Source organism: Zoogloea sp. (genome assembly GCF_041908905.1).
Taxonomy (GTDB): Bacteria; Pseudomonadota; Gammaproteobacteria; order Burkholderiales; family Rhodocyclaceae; genus Zoogloea.
The window spans coordinates 153,513-168,325 of record NZ_JAYREK010000002.1; the positions used below are offsets into that span (position 1 = coordinate 153,513).

At 69.6% G+C, this 14,813-nt stretch carries 14 protein-coding genes; 5 read left to right on the top strand and 9 right to left on the bottom strand.

Annotation, left to right across the window (positions count from 1 at the left end; translation table 11 throughout):
• The first annotated feature begins 120 nt into the window (after positions 1 to 120).
• The gene (locus ACE3OU_RS02555) at positions 121 to 1,386 is read left to right on the top strand and encodes a histidine kinase (protein WP_374239962.1); all 1,266 of its coding nucleotides are present in this window, start codon (positions 121 to 123) and stop codon (positions 1,384 to 1,386) included.
• Positions 1,387 to 1,399: 13 nt separating this feature from the next.
• On the top strand, positions 1,400 to 2,047 hold the full coding sequence (locus ACE3OU_RS02560) for a response regulator (protein ID WP_374239963.1): 648 nt from the start codon (positions 1,400 to 1,402) through the stop codon (positions 2,045 to 2,047).
• A gap of 382 nt (positions 2,048 to 2,429) precedes the next feature.
• Here ACE3OU_RS02560 and ppa read toward each other — a convergent pair whose 3' ends face one another.
• From ppa to hemN, 5 genes are all read right to left on the bottom strand, one after another.
• On the bottom strand, positions 2,430 to 2,957 hold the full coding sequence (ppa, locus tag ACE3OU_RS02565) for an inorganic diphosphatase (protein ID WP_374239964.1): 528 nt from the start codon (positions 2,955 to 2,957) through the stop codon (positions 2,430 to 2,432).
• Between the two features lie 105 nt (positions 2,958 to 3,062).
• Complete coding sequence (locus ACE3OU_RS02570; RefSeq protein ID WP_374239965.1) at positions 3,063 to 3,269, bottom strand: heavy-metal-associated domain-containing protein; 207 nt, start codon at positions 3,267 to 3,269, stop codon at positions 3,063 to 3,065.
• 12 nt (positions 3,270 to 3,281) lie between these two features.
• Positions 3,282 to 5,675: a heavy metal translocating P-type ATPase gene (locus ACE3OU_RS02575; RefSeq protein ID WP_374239966.1), complete on the bottom strand. Its 2,394-nt coding sequence runs from the start codon at positions 5,673 to 5,675 to the stop codon at positions 3,282 to 3,284.
• An 18-nt stretch (positions 5,676 to 5,693) separates the two neighbouring features.
• Positions 5,694 to 6,416: a sulfite exporter TauE/SafE family protein gene (locus tag ACE3OU_RS02580; protein WP_374239967.1), complete on the bottom strand. Its 723-nt coding sequence runs from the start codon at positions 6,414 to 6,416 to the stop codon at positions 5,694 to 5,696.
• Between the two features lie 108 nt (positions 6,417 to 6,524).
• On the bottom strand, positions 6,525 to 7,919 hold the full coding sequence (gene hemN / locus ACE3OU_RS02585) for an oxygen-independent coproporphyrinogen III oxidase (protein ID WP_374239968.1): 1,395 nt from the start codon (positions 7,917 to 7,919) through the stop codon (positions 6,525 to 6,527).
• A gap of 127 nt (positions 7,920 to 8,046) precedes the next feature.
• On the opposite strand from hemN, the gene fnr reads away from it, so the two are divergent.
• On the top strand, positions 8,047 to 8,781 hold the full coding sequence (fnr, locus tag ACE3OU_RS02590; RefSeq protein WP_374239969.1) for a fumarate/nitrate reduction transcriptional regulator Fnr: 735 nt from the start codon (positions 8,047 to 8,049) through the stop codon (positions 8,779 to 8,781).
• 27 nt (positions 8,782 to 8,808) lie between these two features.
• Here the strand turns inward: fnr and ACE3OU_RS02595 are convergent, their stop codons facing one another.
• The 4 genes from ACE3OU_RS02595 to ACE3OU_RS02610 form a co-directional block, all read right to left on the bottom strand.
• Positions 8,809 to 9,195 (bottom strand): SirB2 family protein, encoded by a 387-nt coding sequence (locus ACE3OU_RS02595; protein ID WP_374239970.1) that lies wholly within the window; start codon positions 9,193 to 9,195, stop codon positions 8,809 to 8,811.
• 78 nt (positions 9,196 to 9,273) lie between these two features.
• On the bottom strand, positions 9,274 to 10,014 hold the full coding sequence (locus ACE3OU_RS02600) for an MBL fold metallo-hydrolase (RefSeq protein WP_374239971.1): 741 nt from the start codon (positions 10,012 to 10,014) through the stop codon (positions 9,274 to 9,276).
• A gap of 5 nt (positions 10,015 to 10,019) precedes the next feature.
• Positions 10,020 to 10,640 carry a chemotaxis protein gene (locus tag ACE3OU_RS02605; RefSeq protein ID WP_374239972.1) on the bottom strand — a complete coding sequence of 207 codons (621 nt, stop codon included), beginning with the start codon at positions 10,638 to 10,640 and terminating at the stop codon, positions 10,020 to 10,022.
• A gap of 146 nt (positions 10,641 to 10,786) precedes the next feature.
• Positions 10,787 to 12,862 (bottom strand): hypothetical protein, encoded by a 2,076-nt coding sequence (locus ACE3OU_RS02610; RefSeq protein WP_374239973.1) that lies wholly within the window; start codon positions 12,860 to 12,862, stop codon positions 10,787 to 10,789.
• A 264-nt stretch (positions 12,863 to 13,126) separates the two neighbouring features.
• Here ACE3OU_RS02610 and ACE3OU_RS02615 point away from each other — a divergent pair, with 264 nt between their 5' ends.
• Both ACE3OU_RS02615 and ACE3OU_RS02620 read left to right on the top strand, forming a co-directional pair.
• Positions 13,127 to 13,822 (top strand): discoidin domain-containing protein, encoded by a 696-nt coding sequence (locus ACE3OU_RS02615; protein WP_374239974.1) that lies wholly within the window; start codon positions 13,127 to 13,129, stop codon positions 13,820 to 13,822.
• A 97-nt stretch (positions 13,823 to 13,919) separates the two neighbouring features.
• Positions 13,920 to 14,654, top strand: a complete 735-nt coding sequence (locus tag ACE3OU_RS02620) for a tRNA pseudouridine(65) synthase TruC (protein WP_374239975.1) — start codon at positions 13,920 to 13,922, stop codon at positions 14,652 to 14,654.
• Positions 14,655 to 14,813 lie beyond the last annotated feature (159 nt).

The following is a 14,813-nucleotide window of genomic DNA, read 5'->3' on the forward strand; positions in this document are numbered from 1 at the left end:
GCCGCGCCGCCGCTGTCCCGGGAGCGCTTCCCTCGCTTTCCGGGAAAAATTCCCGGGTTCGCTGCTAGCAGGTACGAAACCTGCACGTCCCCCCGCATTCACCACGACAAGGGGACCCCGATGGACCTCCGCCGCCGCCTGCTCACCCGGCTCGGCCTGCTGCTGGGCAGCCTGCTGGCCGTCGCCATACTGGTGCAGCTGCACTCCCTGCGCAGCGACATCGAGGCCGAGGTAGCCGCCTCGGCGCGCCTGGTTGACGTGCTGCTGGCCGCTGGCGAAGCCGCGCCCGACGACGCCGCGCCGCTCGCCGACAGCGCCCTGCGGCACCTGAGCATCCGCCCCGCGGGGCAGCCGGCGGTGGCCGCTCCGCCGCCCTCATGGCTGGCCTGGCTGGGGCTGGTGCCGGAGATCGGCGGCGAGCAGCAGATCCGCATCGGCGAGCGCAGCCTCGTCATCGCCCCCAAGCCCGGCTCCGAGATCGACGAGCGGCTGGGGGACACCGTTCGACTATTGATCACCCTCTTGCTCTTTTCTGGAGCAAGTCTGCTCGTCGCCTGGTTTGCGGCCGACCGGGCGCTGGCGCCAGTGCGCGGGCTCGAGGCCGGCCTCGAGCGCCTGGCCCGCGGCGAGGCCGACCCGGCCCTGCCCCCCTTCGCCCTGCGCGAATTCTCGCGGGTCGCCGACGCCATCGAACACCTCGCCGCCGAGCTGCAGGAGGCCCGCGCCGCCCAGCGCGCCCTCGCCCGCCAGCTCATCGAGGTGCAGGAGGCCGAGCGCAGCACCCTCGCCCGTGAGCTGCACGACGACATGGGCCAGAGCCTCACCGCCCTCAACGTCACCGCCGCCTACCTCGAGCGCAACGCCGGCCGGCTCGACGCGGCCGGCGTGGCCGACTGCGCCGCCGACCTGCGCCGCGACATCCGCAGCTGCGGCGAACAGTTGCGCAGTATCCTCGCCACGCTGCGCCCCCACGGGCTGGAGGCCGCCGGGCTGGCCGAGGCGCTGCGGGATCTGGTCGACGGCTGGCGCAGCCGCGAGACCGGCATCGAATTTGCACTGGATCTGCCGCAGGCACCGCTGCCGGTGGACGAACCGAAGGCGCTGGCCCTCTACCGGGTGATCCAGGAAGCCCTGACCAATGTTGTCCGCCACAGCGGCGCCGAATCTTGCCGGGTGAGCCTCGCGGTGCTCGGCCAGCGCCTCGAGGCCTGCATCGCCGACGACGGCCGCGGGCTCCACGGCGAGCCGGAGCGACGCGGCGGCCTCCTCGGCATGGCCGAACGGATGGACATGGCCGGCGGGCAGCTGGCCCTCTCGGGCGGCACCGGCCACGGCCTGTGCGTGACGGCCTGGGTGCCCTGCGCGGGCGCAAGCGCTACAGCATGACAAGGAGCAAGGGATGATCCGCATCGTACTGATCGACGACCACGCCGTGGTGCGCACCGGCTACCGCCGCCTGCTGTCGGCCGAGGCCGACTTCGAGGTGGTCGGCGAAGCCGCCAGCGCCGACGAGGCCAACGCCCTGGTGCAGCGCACCCAGCCCGACCTGGCCCTCGTCGACCTCAACCTCAAGGGCAGCAGCGGCCTCGAGGCGATCCGCGGAATGCTCGCCCGCAAGCCCGGCCTGCGCGTGCTGGTGCTGTCGATGTACGACGGCGCCGGCCACGTGCGCCAGGCCCTCAAAAGCGGCGCCCACGGCTACCTCACCAAGTTCAGCGAGCCCGACGACGTGATCGACGCCCTGCGCCGCGTCGCCGCCGGCCGGCGGGCCTTCTCGGCCGATGTGGCCGACGTGCTCGCCGACCAGGCCACGGGCGGCGACACCCCGCTGCAGGACCTCACCCCCCGCGAATTCGAGGTGCTGCGCATGCTCGCCCACGGCAACACCGCGGCCGACATCGCCGGCGCGATGCACCTGAGCACCAAGACGATCTTCAACTACCTGTCCCTCATCCGGCAGAAGCTGGACGCCGACAGCGACTTCAAACTGCTCCACATGGCCGCTCACCACGGCCTGGTGGACATGCGCAACCCGCTGGGTGCCTGAACGCCGCCGGGCGACACCAATCGGCGGACGGCCTTGTCTGCCGGCCCACGCGGAAAGCCCGCCTCGCGGGCCGCGGGCCATACGGTGGGGACACGAAATCCGGCTGCTCAGCCGGACATTGCGATTGTCGGGCCTGGCATTGACGATGTTTGCGCTGACAACTCAATTGTTCAAACCGACATCGCCAATGCCGGATCCGACATCGTCGTTGTCGGGCCAGACATTGGCAATGTTTGGGGCGACAACAGCATTTTCCGACCAGAAACCTTGTTGCCCAGGGTGAAGAACCTGTTTCCGGGGCGGACGTCGCGGTGACGAGCACTGCGCCCATAAACGACAAGGCCCGCTTGCGCGGGCCCTGTGTCACCTGGAATGCCTGAGCTTACTTGGCGGCAGCGGCCAGGCCGTTCAGGATTTCCTGCTTGGCTTCCTCGACGGTGCCCCAGCCCAGCACCTTGACCCACTTGCCCGGCTCGAGGTCCTTGTAGTGCTCGAAGAAATGCACGGTCTGCTTCATCAGCAGCTCGGGCAGGTCGTCGGTGGTCTGGACCTTGTCGTACAGCGGGGTCAGCTTGGAGACCGGCACCGCGACGACCTTGGCGTCCACGCCGCCGTCGTCTTCCATCTTGAGCACGCCCACCGGACGGCAGCGGATCACCACGCCCGGCATCAGCGGGAACGGGGTGACGACCAGCACGTCCACCGGGTCGCCGTCGCCGGCGATGGTGTGCGGCACGTAGCCGTAGTTGATCGGGTAGCGCATCGAGGTGCCCATGAAGCGGTCCACGAAGACGGCGCCGCTGTCCTTGTCCACCTCGAACTTGATCGGATCACCCTGAGCGGAGATCTCGATGATCACGTTGATGTCGTTCGGAACGTCCTTGCCCGGCTTGACCTGTTCGAAACCCATGCTGCTACCTCCCTTGTTTATTGAATGAGTACGGGCGCGATTATATGTGAGCCGTGTGAATCCGGGATAAAAGCGATCACGGAAGGCCCACGATAGCCGCCCGGATCAGGCCGCGTCGAAGCCGGCGTCCTCGATCACGGCGCGCAGGGCGTTGGCCGACACCCGGGCCGGGTCGTAGCTCACCCGGGCCTCGCCGGCTTCCAGCGACACCACGGCGCTGGCCACCCCGGCGGTGGCGGTGAGGGCGCCGGTCACGTTCTTCACGCAGCCCTGACAGCTCATGCCGCCCACCTTGATCGTCACTTCTTCCATGCTTGCTTCCTTTCAGTCGGGTTGTTGGGGACGCCAGCGGCGCAGCAGCAGCGAGTTGCTGACCACCGAGACCGAGCTCATCGCCATCGCGGCGCCGGCGATCACCGGGTTCAGCAGCCCCAGCGCCGCCGCCGGGATGCCGATGATGTTGTAGATGAAGGCAAAAAACAGGTTCTGGCGGATCTTGCCCAGCGTGGCCCGCGACAGGGAGATCGCGTCGGCGACGCCATTCAGATCGCTGCGCACCAGGGTCAGGTCGGCCGCCTCGATGGCCACGTCGGAGCCGGCGCCGATCGCGAACGACACGTCCGCCGCGGCCAGCGCCGGCGCGTCGTTGATGCCGTCGCCCACCATGCCCACGCGGCCCTCGGCGCGCAGCGCCTCGACCGCCGCGGCCTTGTCGCCGGGGAGCACCTGGGCGCGGAACTCGCTGATGCCGGCCTCGGCCGCGATGCGTGCCGCGGCGGCCGGGTGGTCGCCGGTGAGCATCACCACCCGCAGGCCCAGCGCCTGCAGGCGCGCCACGGCGGCCCTGGCGCCGGCGCGCAGCGGGTCGGCGAGACCCATCACACCGAGCAGGCGGCCGTCGGCCGCCACCGCCACCGGCGTCAACGCCGCGGCGAGCAGGGGCTCGAGGAGCGCCGCCGGCATCGCCACGCCCTGCGCGGCGATGAACTCGGGGGAGCCGAGCTGCACCGCGCGGCCGTCCACCTGCCCCGTCACCCCTTTGCCGCCGAAGGCCTGCGCCGACGCGGCCGCGAGGGGCGCGACGCCTTCGGCCCGGGCGGCGTCCAGCACTGCCCGCGCCAGCGGGTGATGGCTGTTCTGCTCCAGGCTGGCCGCAAGCTGCAGAACTTCGCCGCGGGCCACACCGTCGGCGCAACGCAGGTCGATGAGGGACGGGCGCCCCTCGGTGAGGGTGCCGGTCTTGTCCACCACCAGCACCTTGATCTTCTCGGCCAGCTCGAGGGCCTCGGCGTTCTTGACCAGGATGCCGGCCCGCGCGCCCTGCCCGGTGCCGACCATCACCGCGGTCGGCGTTGCCAGGCCCAGCGCGCAGGGGCAGGCGATCACCAGCACCGCCACACCATTGACCAGCGCCGGCGCCAGCTCGCCACCCAGCCACCACCACAGCCCGAAGGTGGCCAGCGCGATCGCCACCACCGTCGGCACGAAGACGGCCGCGATGCGGTCGGCGAGGCGCTGCACCGCCGGCTTGCCCCCCTGGGCCTGCTCGACGAGGCGCACGATGCCCGCCAGCAGGGTATCGGCACCCACCCCGCTGGCGCGGCAATGCAGCACGCCGTCGCCGTTGACCGTCGCCGCGAAGACCTTGTCGCCGGGCACCTTCGGCACCGGGACGCTCTCGCCGGTGAGCATCGCCTCGTCGGCCGACGAGGTACCGGCCAGCACCTCGCCATCGACCGGCACCGCGTCGCCCGGCCGCAGCACGAAGGTCATGCCGGCCACCACCTGGGCCACCGGCAGCTCGACGAGCTGGCCGTCGCGCTCGATCCAGGCCGTCGGCGGCTGCAGGCGCAGCAGCGCCTCGATGGCCACCGAGGTGCGCGCCCGCGCCCGCGCCTCGAGCAGCTTGCCGAGCAGCACCAGGGTGATGATGCTGGCCGAGGCTTCAAAATACACGTGCAGATCGTGGCGCCCGGCGAGCACCACGAACAGGCTGAAGAAATAGGCCACGCTGGTGCCCAGGGCCACCAGCACGTCCATGTTGGCGCCGCCGCCGAGCAGCGACGACCAAGCGCCCTTGTAGAACCGCCGCCCGATCCAGAACTGCACCGGCGTCGCCAGCAGACACTGCAGCCAGCGCGGCAGCCAGTCGTCGTGATGGCCCCCGAAACCGGCGCCCAGCATGCCCGCCATCTGGGCCAGGAAGGGCAGGCTGAGCAGCGCGGAGATCCAGAACAGGCGCAGCTCGGCGCGGAACTCGGCGTCCTTGCGGGCCCGCTCGGCCTCCCGGTCGCGCCCGGCGATGGGCGTCGCGGTGAAGCCGGCCCTGGCGATCGCCGCGACGATCGCCGCCGGATCGGCGAGCCCGGGCATGTAGCGCACCCGCGCCGTCTCGGCGGCAAAATTGACGCTGCCCTCCACACCGGGCAGCCGCCCCACGACCTTCTCGATGCGCGCCGCGCAGGCCGCGCAGCTCATCCCGCCGATGCCCAGCTCCAGCACCTGGGGTGCCACGTCGAAGCCCGCCTTGCGGATCGCCGCCAGCACCGCGTCGCCGTCGGCCGCCTCGGGGCCGGCGCTGAGACGCGCCTTGCCGGTGGCGAAGTTGACCTGGGCCGAAACGCCGGGCAGGCGGTTGAGCACCTTCTCGAGGCGCACGGCGCAGGCCGCGCAGCTCATGCCGGTGACGGGCAGGTCGTAGCGGCGCGGCGCGTCCATGGTCTCAGGCTCCCGGCGTCAGAAGTGGCACACGACGCCGTTCCACAGGGCTGCGCCGAGGGTTGGCGTGGTGACCACGCCGTACACGCCGAAGGCCAGCACCACCAGGCCGGCGCCAGTGCGCACCGCCTGGTTGCGCACCACGTCGCGCAGCCGGGTGAGCAGCATGCCGGCCAGCAGCAGGTTGGGCAGCGTGCCGAGCCCGAAGGCCAGCATCAGCGCCGCGCCACGCTCGGCCGAGCCGGTGACGAGGGCCGTCGCCAGCACGCTGTAGACCAGCCCGCAGGGCAGGAAGCCCCACAGCAGCCCGAGCGGAAAGGCCTGGGCGACGCTGCGCGCCGGCAGGAAGCGCCGGGTGAGCGGCTGGATGCGCGCCCACAGGCGCTGGCCGAGCCGCTCGACGCCCGACAGCGCGCGGGTGAAGCCGGTGAGATAAAGCCCCAGCGCGACGAGCATCAGGTTGGCCGCCACGTAGAGGGCGAGCTGCACCGGCAGGATGTCGTTGAACAGCATGCCGACCGTGCCGATGGCGCCCATCGCGGCCCCCGCCGCGGTGTAGCTGGTGATGCGCCCGAGGTTGTAGGCGAGGTGCAGCGGCCACTCCCGGCGCGCCGGGCCGGGCTGGCCCGGCAGGCGCACCTGCACCGTGAGGGCGCTGACGATGCCGCCGCACATCCCGACGCAATGGACGCCACCGAGGAGGCCGATGAGGAAGACTGCGAGATAACCGGTTTCAGGCATGACGGGGACCCGTAAAAACCAAACGCCCCGCGGAGGGCGCGGGGCGCGTGGAAGACCGCTTCGATGGCATTCTAGCCGGCGCCGGAGCGCACAGCCAGCGCGGGGCGGTCAGATCACCTTGGAGTAGCGGGTGCGCTCGCGGTCGGCCCGCAGGTACCTGTCGAAGACCATCGCGATGGCCCGCACCAGCATGCGACCGGCCGGCTTGACGGTGATCCACTGGTCGTCGATGGAGAGCAGGCCGCCCTTCTCCATCTCGCGCAGGTCGGCCAGCTCGGCGGCGAAGTACGTCTTGAAGTCAATCAGGTGGGCGATCTCGATGGACTCGATGGACAGCTCGAAATGGCACATCAGCGCCTGGATGATCGAGCGCCGCAGCAGGTCGTCGGCGGTGAGCTCGATGCCGCGCAGCACCGGCAGGCGGCCGGTGTCGAGGATGTCGTAGTACTCGTCGAGGGTCTTGACGTTCTGCGCGTAGGTCGGGCCGACCTTGCCGATCGCCGACACGCCGAAGGCCATCAGGTCGCACTCCGCGTAGGTGGAGTAGCCCTGGAAGTTGCGGTGCAGGCGGCCCTGGCGCTGGGCAGTGGCGAGCTCGTCGGTCGGCTTGGCGAAGTGGTCCATGCCGATATACACGTAGCCCGCCTCGGTGAGCCGGCGGATGGCCAGCTGGAGGATCTGCAGCTTGGTCTCGCCGGAGGGCAGCTGGGCGTCGATGATGCGCCGCTGGGGCTTGAACAGGCTGGGCAGGTGGGCGTAGTTGTAGATCGACAGCCGGTCGGGCGACAGCGACAGGATCTGCTCGAGGGTGCGGTTGAAGCTGATGACGTTCTGCTTGGGCAGCCCGTAGATGAGGTCGACGCTCACCGACTTGAAGCCGTGGGCCCGGGCGGCGTCGATCACGAGGCGGGTTTCCTCCTCGCTCTGGACGCGATTGACGGCCTTCTGCACGTCGGGGTTGAAGTCCTGGATGCCGACGCTCATGCGGTTGAAGCCCAGCTCGGCGAGCAGCGCGACGGTGGCCTCATCGACCTTGCGCGGATCGACCTCGATGGAGTACTCGCCATCCGGGACCAGCGTGAAGTGCTTGCGGACGATGCCCATCAGCTGGCGCAGCTCGTCGTGGGACAGGAAGGTCGGCGTACCGCCGCCCAGGTGCAGCTGCAGGACTTCCCGCGGGCCGTCGAGGCAGGCCACCTGGAGATCCACTTCCTTTTCGAGATAAGCCAGGTACTTTGCCGAGCGACCGTGATCCTTGGTGATGATCTTGTTGCAGGCGCAGTAGTAGCAGATCGTATTGCAGAACGGGATGTGGAAGTATAATGAGAGCGGTTTGCCCACCCCGCCAATGGCCCGCCGGCCCAGCCAGTCGCACAGGGCGGTCGAGTTGAAGGCCTCGACGAAGCGGTCCGCCGTGGGGTACGAGGTGTACCGCGGGCCATTCACATCAAATTTGCGAATGAGCTCGGGGTCGAAGATAAGATCGGTGTGAATCGTGTTCATGGCGGACTTCTTTGGAGTGCGAGAGACGATCGCAGAATCGTACGAAAATCGTATTGATGTGGATCAAAGGGCTCCAAAGCTTGTCAAAACCCCCAATCGAGGCCTCATCAGGTAATTGCCCGTGCAGATGAAATCGGTAATCCCGGTCACCCCTCTGGAAATCAAGACCGCCTGCTCCCAGTGCAACCTGCGCGAGCTGTGCCTGCCCTTCGGCCTCGACCCCAACGAGGTCGACCGGCTCGACGAGCTCGTCGGCAGCCGTCGCAAGATCAAGCGGCAGCAGCACCTCTACCGCTCCGGCGACGCCTTCGAGGCGATCTACGCGATCCGCGCCGGCTCCTTCAAGACCGACGTGATCCTCGAGGACGGCCGCGACCAGGTCACCGGCTTTCAGATGACCGGCGAAGTGCTCGGCCTCGACGGCATCAGCACCGAACACCACTCGTGCAACGCGATCGCCCTCGAAGACAGCGAGGTCTGCGTGATTCCCTTCAGCCGGCTCGAGGAGCTGTCCCGGGAGGTCGAGAGCCTGCAGCACCAGTTCCACAAGATCATGAGCCGCGAGATCGTGCGCGACCACGGCGTGATGATGCTGCTCGGCTCGATGCGCGCCGAGGAGCGGCTGGCGGCCTTCCTGCTCAACATGTCCCAGCGCTTCACCGCGCGGGGTTTCTCGCCCTCCGAGTTCCACCTGCGCATGACCCGCGACGAGATCGGCTCCTACCTCGGGCTGAAGCTCGAGACGGTGTCCCGCGCCTTCTCGCGCTTCCAGGAAGACGGCCTGGTGGCCGTCCAGCAGAAGCACATCCGCATCCTCGACACCCCGGGCCTGAAGCGCCTGCTCAACCACCACGCGGCCTGAGCCCCGGCAGCCCGGGCCGCCGCGAGCTTACAGCCAGGCCAGCCAGCCGGCGGGGTTCTTGCTGAGGGCCACCGAGACGATCCACGAAAACGTGGCCAGCGCGGCCACGAACGCGCCGGCCCGCAAGGCCATGGCGCGGCCCGGCTTGAGGGCCACCATGCCCAGGCCGATGTAGGCCAGCAGGCCGACGATCTTGGCGGTCAGCCAGCCATGCACGAAGGGGTACTGGCCCGCCATCCAGGCCAGCGCGATCGCCGACAGCAGCAGGCATGAATCGACCACGTGGGGCAGCACCCGGGTCAGGCGCGCCCGGGCCAGCGGCGAGCCGGCCAGCGCCCAGGCGCCACGCAAGGCGAAGCCCGCGCCGCTCAGCACGACGCAGGTGATGTGGAAATGCTTGAGAGCCAGGTACATGTCACCTCGCGAACACGGTTGTGTCGCGCCCGTGGCAACCCGGCCGGTGGCAGGCCCTGCGGGCGCAGGGCCCCTACTTTAGCCGCGCAGCACGCCGACTTCCAGCGCCGCGAACCAGTTGATGAAGCGCTGCACGTCGGCGCCCTGGTAGATGGCCCCGTGCTGGGGCACCAGCATGTCGATCTCCAGCCGCGAGACCCGCTCGCACCAGTCGCGCTTGGCCCGGTCGGAGCCCATCCAGCGCTTGTGGAAGCCCTCGGCGTGGCGGATGTGGCGGTTGAAGTCCTCCACGTACAGGCCACCCTGATCGGGAGGTAGCAGGGCCGCGCCCACGTCGCCGGAGAACAGGATCTTCGCCTTCGGATCGTAGAGGTGATGGTTGCCCGACGAATGCAGGTAATGGGCCGGGATGGCCTGCAGCTCGAGGCCGCCGAGGCGGATCGTCATGCCCGGATCGGGGATCGGCACGAAGGTCGAGTCGGAGCCGCCGAAGTGGGGCAGGAAGGACTGCCACAGCCAGCTCGTGTAGCACTTGAGGTCGGGCTTGAACTCCAGCCACAGGGCCAGCGACGAGATGATGTCCGGATCCTGGTGGGAAGCGAAGATGCCCGCCAGCTTGGTCGGGTCGCACTCGGCCGACAGGGCCGAGAACACCGCCGGGAAGATCTCGATCCCGCCCGGGTCGCACAGCAGGGCCTGCTCGCCATCCATCACCACGTATTCGTTGGTGTCGATGAGGTAGCCGGGCTTGGTGGGGTCGCGGGCGATGGCCAGCCAGCGATGGTCGTCGTTCTGGTAGATACAGTGGGCCTGCTTCATGGGTTTCAGTCCTTAACGAGGCGTTCCTTGCCGAGCACTTCGAGGGACCGCTTGATCTGGGCGATCACCTCTGCAAAATCCGTGGAAACCTGCATCAGCGCGGCGCTGAAGTTGCCCCCATAAGCGGCCTCGATCTTGGCCGAGCGGGCCAGCACGCCGCCCAGCTCGACCAGCTGCTGGGTTTCCTCCACCGCGGCCCGCAGGCGCAGGTCGAGGGCGCGCAGGCGTGCCTGCTGATCGGCGAGGCGCCGGGCACCGCGCTGGCGGGCCTCCCGCACGCCGGGCACCCCGTCGCCGCTGAGGCGGATCGCCTGCAGCAGGATCGCCGAGTTGCGCTGCTGCTGGACCACGCCGGTGACGCTGCCCACCGACCCCGAGGTCATGTCGCGCAGGGAAGCCATGTGGCGGGTGAGGTCCTGGGCGAAGCGCCGCAGCTCGTTGGAGAGCACACCGAAGCCCAGCGCCGCGTTGCCGGCCCGCTTGGCCAGGAAGATCGCGTTGAGGGCCATCAGGTTGATCCGGAACGCCGTCGCGACGATGGACTTGATCTCTTCGTTGACCCGCACGATGCAGGTCAGCTCGCTCCCGCTGCGGGACGGTTTTTGCAGTTTTTCAGGCGCGTTCATGCCGGGCTCACGGCGGCCTCAGGCCGCATTGGGGGATCGGATGCACGGCTGCAGCCCCGCCGCAAAGGGGCGGACAGGCCAGCCGCTGCCTGGGATTAACGGCGGCGGCCGGCGGGGCTTGAGGCCCGTCGTGACGGGCCCCGGCCTCAGGCGCTGCGCGGCGGCATGAAGAAATCCCGCGGCCGGCTGGTGAGGCGGTGCCACAGGCGGCGGCGCAGCTCGCGCAGGTCGCTGCGGGGCAGGTCGTAGGCGCGCACCGCCGTCATCAGCGACAGCGCGAAGCTGACCCCCAGGTTGAGCACGAACATCACCCCCACCCCGGCCACCGCCAGCCCGAGCAGGCCGCTGCCGACCCACTCCACATCAAGGGACGAGGTGGCGAGGCTGAGGATGCCCGAGTTGAGCGTCACGTGGCGGACATCCAGCGGCAACCCGAAGAACTTGCCGAGCACCGGCGTCATGCCCAGCATCAGGCCCAGGGAGATGTTGGTGGCCCAGCCCGACATGTTGCGCGACACCACGCCGGCCAGCCGGATCAGGCGCAGCCGGCCGAAGCGGTTGCCGAGCCGGTGCTCGGCGATCGCCTGGGGCAGCCGGTGATAGACCGCCCAGTTGTCCACCCAGCCGCCCACCAGGGCCGCCAGATAGAGGATCACGCCGGTCAGCGCGGCGTAGAACACCGTGCCGCTGTCCACCGGGCTGAGGGAATGGAAGACGTAGCTCGCCTCCGCCCGGCTGAGGAAGGAGTGGCCGGTCATGAAGCGCCACAGGGCATCGAAGGCATAGGCGCCGACGGCGACCACCACCACGTTGGCGATGGTCGCCGCGAGCTGGGAGCGGCAGATGCACGCCGCGTAATCGACGATCACCTCCAGGCGCTCGGCACCCTTGCGGTCGCGGATGATCGCCGCGAAGGCCGCGGCCGTCATCGCCGGCTGCTTGGTGGCGAGGATCAACCCGAAGGCCTGCAGCAGCAGGAAGCTCAGCGCGTAGTTGAGGCCCGAGAAGAAGCCCTCGATGAAGAGCGCCAGCCCGAGGCCGGTGATCGCCATCTTCATCGCCGCGGTGCCCACCGTGAGCACCCCGCCCCCGGCGGCGGCGACCCAGATGTGGCGGTAGTCGGCGGGGGATTCGGCGATGTAATGCTCGCCGGTGCGGCCGGCCCGGTCGACGATGCGCCGCTGCAGGCGCTGCAGGTTGCTGCGCACCAGATGGGAGAGGCCGTTGCTCTCGTGGGCCGCTTCGGCCAGCTGCCGCAGCAGCGCCAGCAAGGGCCCCGGCGTCCGCGGCCCGGCCGCCATCACCGCGACGATGGCCTCCATGCGCGACAGGCAGCGGTCGAGCACGTCGAGCCCATACACGATGTCCACGCTGATGCCCTCGGATTCGAGCCGCTGGGAGATCACCCGCATCTCCTCGCGGCAGGCGGCCAGGTCGGCCTCCCAGGCTTCGAGGAGCGGGCCGGCGACGCGCTGCTGCTCCCAGGCGCACAGCAGGTTCTCGCCGCTGTCGGCGAGGCACCGGAACGGCGAACGGGCCACCGGCCGCGGCGCGCTGCGGGTGCGCAGCTTGAGGGACAGGCCCTGCCCCTGGACGCGGGCCAGCAGCAGGCGGAAGCCGTCGGCCATCCCGCGGCACAGGGCGGCGCTCATGTCGGGCGCGTCGGCCGGGAAGAGGATGTCGAGCAGGCGCTGGAAAGTGGACGGCTGCAGGCCGCGCAGCAACGTCAGGTCGCGGTCGCGCCGGAAGCTCCGCCCCATCAGGTGGGCGAGGTCGTGGTCGTCCCGGGGCGACGGGATCAGCTTGCCGGTCAGGCGGTCGCCGAACTCGGACAGGAAGCCCCGGTCGCTCGGGATGCCCACCTCGCCGAACAGGTTGGCTCCGTCGGTCTCGTCGAGGATGGCCCGGAGCGCGTCGCGCAACTCGGCGGCGAGGGCGGGATTGGCCGCCAGCACGTCCATCAGCACGGCAAAACGCTGGGTCGCCGAGCCATGCACGTCGGCGGCATCAATATAAACGTCGCTCCACAGCGCGCCCGCCGACAGCCAGCGCATCAGGGCCAGCCAGGCATCGAGCCGGTCGGGGAGATCGGCGGCGGCGGTGAGATTGCACAGGTGGCGGGCCAGCCTGGGCAGCTCGCGCTGGCCCTGGCGCTGGGGCGGAAGAGCCGCGTGGATCGCGGCGAGGACATCACGGGGAGAAAGGATTGGCTTGTTCGGCATGGCTCAAGTATGCACAAATCTTGTTGCCCATGCAGTCTTCGGCGGACGTCATATCCCTCCGCAGGCGGGCAAAATGTGTCGGATTTTTTTACAATCTGCCCGACCAAGCGTGACAAGGATCACGGCAAGCCGTTGTTGCCAAAAGAATACCCAAAATTGGCACAAGGTTTGCTAAATCGGCTCCAACGCTACGGCACGCCACTCTCCCGGCCAGCCATCCGGGGGGCCCGGCCCCAACCAACCAGAATGCAAAGGGGTATTTTGATGTTCAGATCCATCCGCCTTACTCAGATCGCCGCCATGCTCGCCGCCCTCGGCAGCCTCGCCGTCGCGCCCCAGGCCTCGGCCGGCAGCATCCTGGGCGCGGTGGGCGCATCCATCAACAGCGGCGGCCCGGGCTTCGGCTCGATCAACGACACCTTCAACCAGGCCGGCCTGCGGACGACCTACATCAGCGGCGTCACCGACTTCGACAGCTACATCGCCAGCCAGCCCAGCCACAGCTACGACTTCTGGGGCAACGAGTGGTACGGCATCCCGAGCGGCGCCTCCGCCAGCGTGACCTACGATCTCGGCGCGGTCCACACCGTGAACGCCTTCGCCCTCTGGAACGAGGACATCTTCGGGCTCGGCCGCTTCAACCTCCTCTACTCCGGCGACGGCAAGCAATTCACCGCGCTGCTGACCAACGTCACCCCCCACGTCAATCCCGACGAAGTCGACTACGGCCCCGAGTCCTTCACCTTCGGTGCAGTCTCCGCACGCTACTTCCGCGTCGAGGCGCCGAACTGCCCGCTGCGCGGCGACCCCTACTACGACAGCACCTGCGCCATCGGCGAAGTCGCCTGGCGCGAAGCCGCCGCGGCCCCCCAGGCGCCGCTGCCCGAGCCCGGGTCGCTGGCCCTCGTGAGCCTGGCACTGACCGGCCTGTCCTGCCTCAACCGGCGCCGCGGGCGCTGAGCGCAGGCGGCGCGGGCGGCCCGGCCGCCCGCCCGTCGCGTACAAACAGGTATCCGGCCGGGCGCAGGGCGGCGCCGGCGGGTTACCATGCGGCACCATGCTGCCCATCATCTACCAGGACGATCACGTCGTCGCGATCCACAAGCCCTCGGGCCTGCTCGTGCACCGCAGCGAGCTCGACCGCCACGAGACGCGCTTCGCCGTCCAGATGCTGCGCGACCAGCTCGGTCGCCACGTCCATCCCGCCCACCGCCTCGACCGGGGCACCTCCGGCGTGCTGGTATTCGCCCTCAACAAGGACACCGCCCGGGCCCTGGGCGGGCAGTTCGAGCGCCAGGAGGTCGTCAAGACCTACCTCGCCGTGGTGCGCGGCCACCCGCCCGAAGCCGGCCGCATCGACCACGCCCTGAGCCGCCGGCGCGACGACGCCGAATGGGTCGGCGAACGGAGCGCCGACGAGGCCCAGCCCGCCGTCACCGACTTCCGCCGCCTCGCCACCTGCGAGCTGCCCCACCAGGTGGACCGCTACCCGACCAGCCGCTACGCCCTGGTCGAACTCACGCCCCACACCGGCCGGCGCCACCAGCTGCGCCGCCACCTCAAGCACCTCACCCACCCCATCATCGGCGACGCCACCTTCGGCAAGGGCCGCCACAACCGCCTGTTCCAGCAGCTCTTCGGTTGCCACCGGATGCTGCTGGCGTGCACGCGGATGCAGCTCCGCCACCCCGTGGGCGGCCAGCGCCTCGACCTGCGCGCCCCGCCCGACGGCGAGTTCGCCGTGGTCCTCGCCGCCCTCGGATGGAAGGAGCAGGAAACCGGCAATGCTTGATGGGGTGACCCCGCCGCCGACACCCGCCGGAAGGCCGCCACCCGCAACACAAAGCGCAGCCGGCCCAAGGCCTCGCTACCAACGCCTGCCCCCACGGACTGCCCCCCCACTTTCACCTGCAACACAGCCCGGCTAACATAGACGGCCCTTTGCGCCGCC

What these genes read in the sequence shown, in the direction of transcription:
- ACE3OU_RS02555 (WP_374239962.1), top strand. Translation starts at nt 121, where the DNA reads ATGGACCTCCGCCGCCGCCTGCTCACCCGGCTCGGCCTGCTGCTGGGC.
- ACE3OU_RS02560 (WP_374239963.1), top strand. Translation starts at nt 1,400, where the DNA reads ATGATCCGCATCGTACTGATCGACGACCACGCCGTGGTGCGCACCGGC.
- ppa (WP_374239964.1), bottom strand. Translation starts at nt 2,957, where the DNA reads ATGGGTTTCGAACAGGTCAAGCCGGGCAAGGACGTTCCGAACGACATC.
- ACE3OU_RS02570 (WP_374239965.1), bottom strand. Translation starts at nt 3,269, where the DNA reads ATGGAAGAAGTGACGATCAAGGTGGGCGGCATGAGCTGTCAGGGCTGC.
- ACE3OU_RS02575 (WP_374239966.1), bottom strand. Translation starts at nt 5,675, where the DNA reads ATGGACGCGCCGCGCCGCTACGACCTGCCCGTCACCGGCATGAGCTGC.
- ACE3OU_RS02580 (WP_374239967.1), bottom strand. Translation starts at nt 6,416, where the DNA reads ATGCCTGAAACCGGTTATCTCGCAGTCTTCCTCATCGGCCTCCTCGGT.
- hemN (WP_374239968.1), bottom strand. Translation starts at nt 7,919, where the DNA reads ATGAACACGATTCACACCGATCTTATCTTCGACCCCGAGCTCATTCGC.
- fnr (WP_374239969.1), top strand. Translation starts at nt 8,047, where the DNA reads ATGAAATCGGTAATCCCGGTCACCCCTCTGGAAATCAAGACCGCCTGC.
- ACE3OU_RS02595 (WP_374239970.1), bottom strand. Translation starts at nt 9,195, where the DNA reads ATGTACCTGGCTCTCAAGCATTTCCACATCACCTGCGTCGTGCTGAGC.
- ACE3OU_RS02600 (WP_374239971.1), bottom strand. Translation starts at nt 10,014, where the DNA reads ATGAAGCAGGCCCACTGTATCTACCAGAACGACGACCATCGCTGGCTG.
- ACE3OU_RS02605 (WP_374239972.1), bottom strand. Translation starts at nt 10,640, where the DNA reads ATGAACGCGCCTGAAAAACTGCAAAAACCGTCCCGCAGCGGGAGCGAG.
- ACE3OU_RS02610 (WP_374239973.1), bottom strand. Translation starts at nt 12,862, where the DNA reads ATGCCGAACAAGCCAATCCTTTCTCCCCGTGATGTCCTCGCCGCGATC.
- ACE3OU_RS02615 (WP_374239974.1), top strand. Translation starts at nt 13,127, where the DNA reads ATGTTCAGATCCATCCGCCTTACTCAGATCGCCGCCATGCTCGCCGCC.
- ACE3OU_RS02620 (WP_374239975.1), top strand. Translation starts at nt 13,920, where the DNA reads ATGCTGCCCATCATCTACCAGGACGATCACGTCGTCGCGATCCACAAG.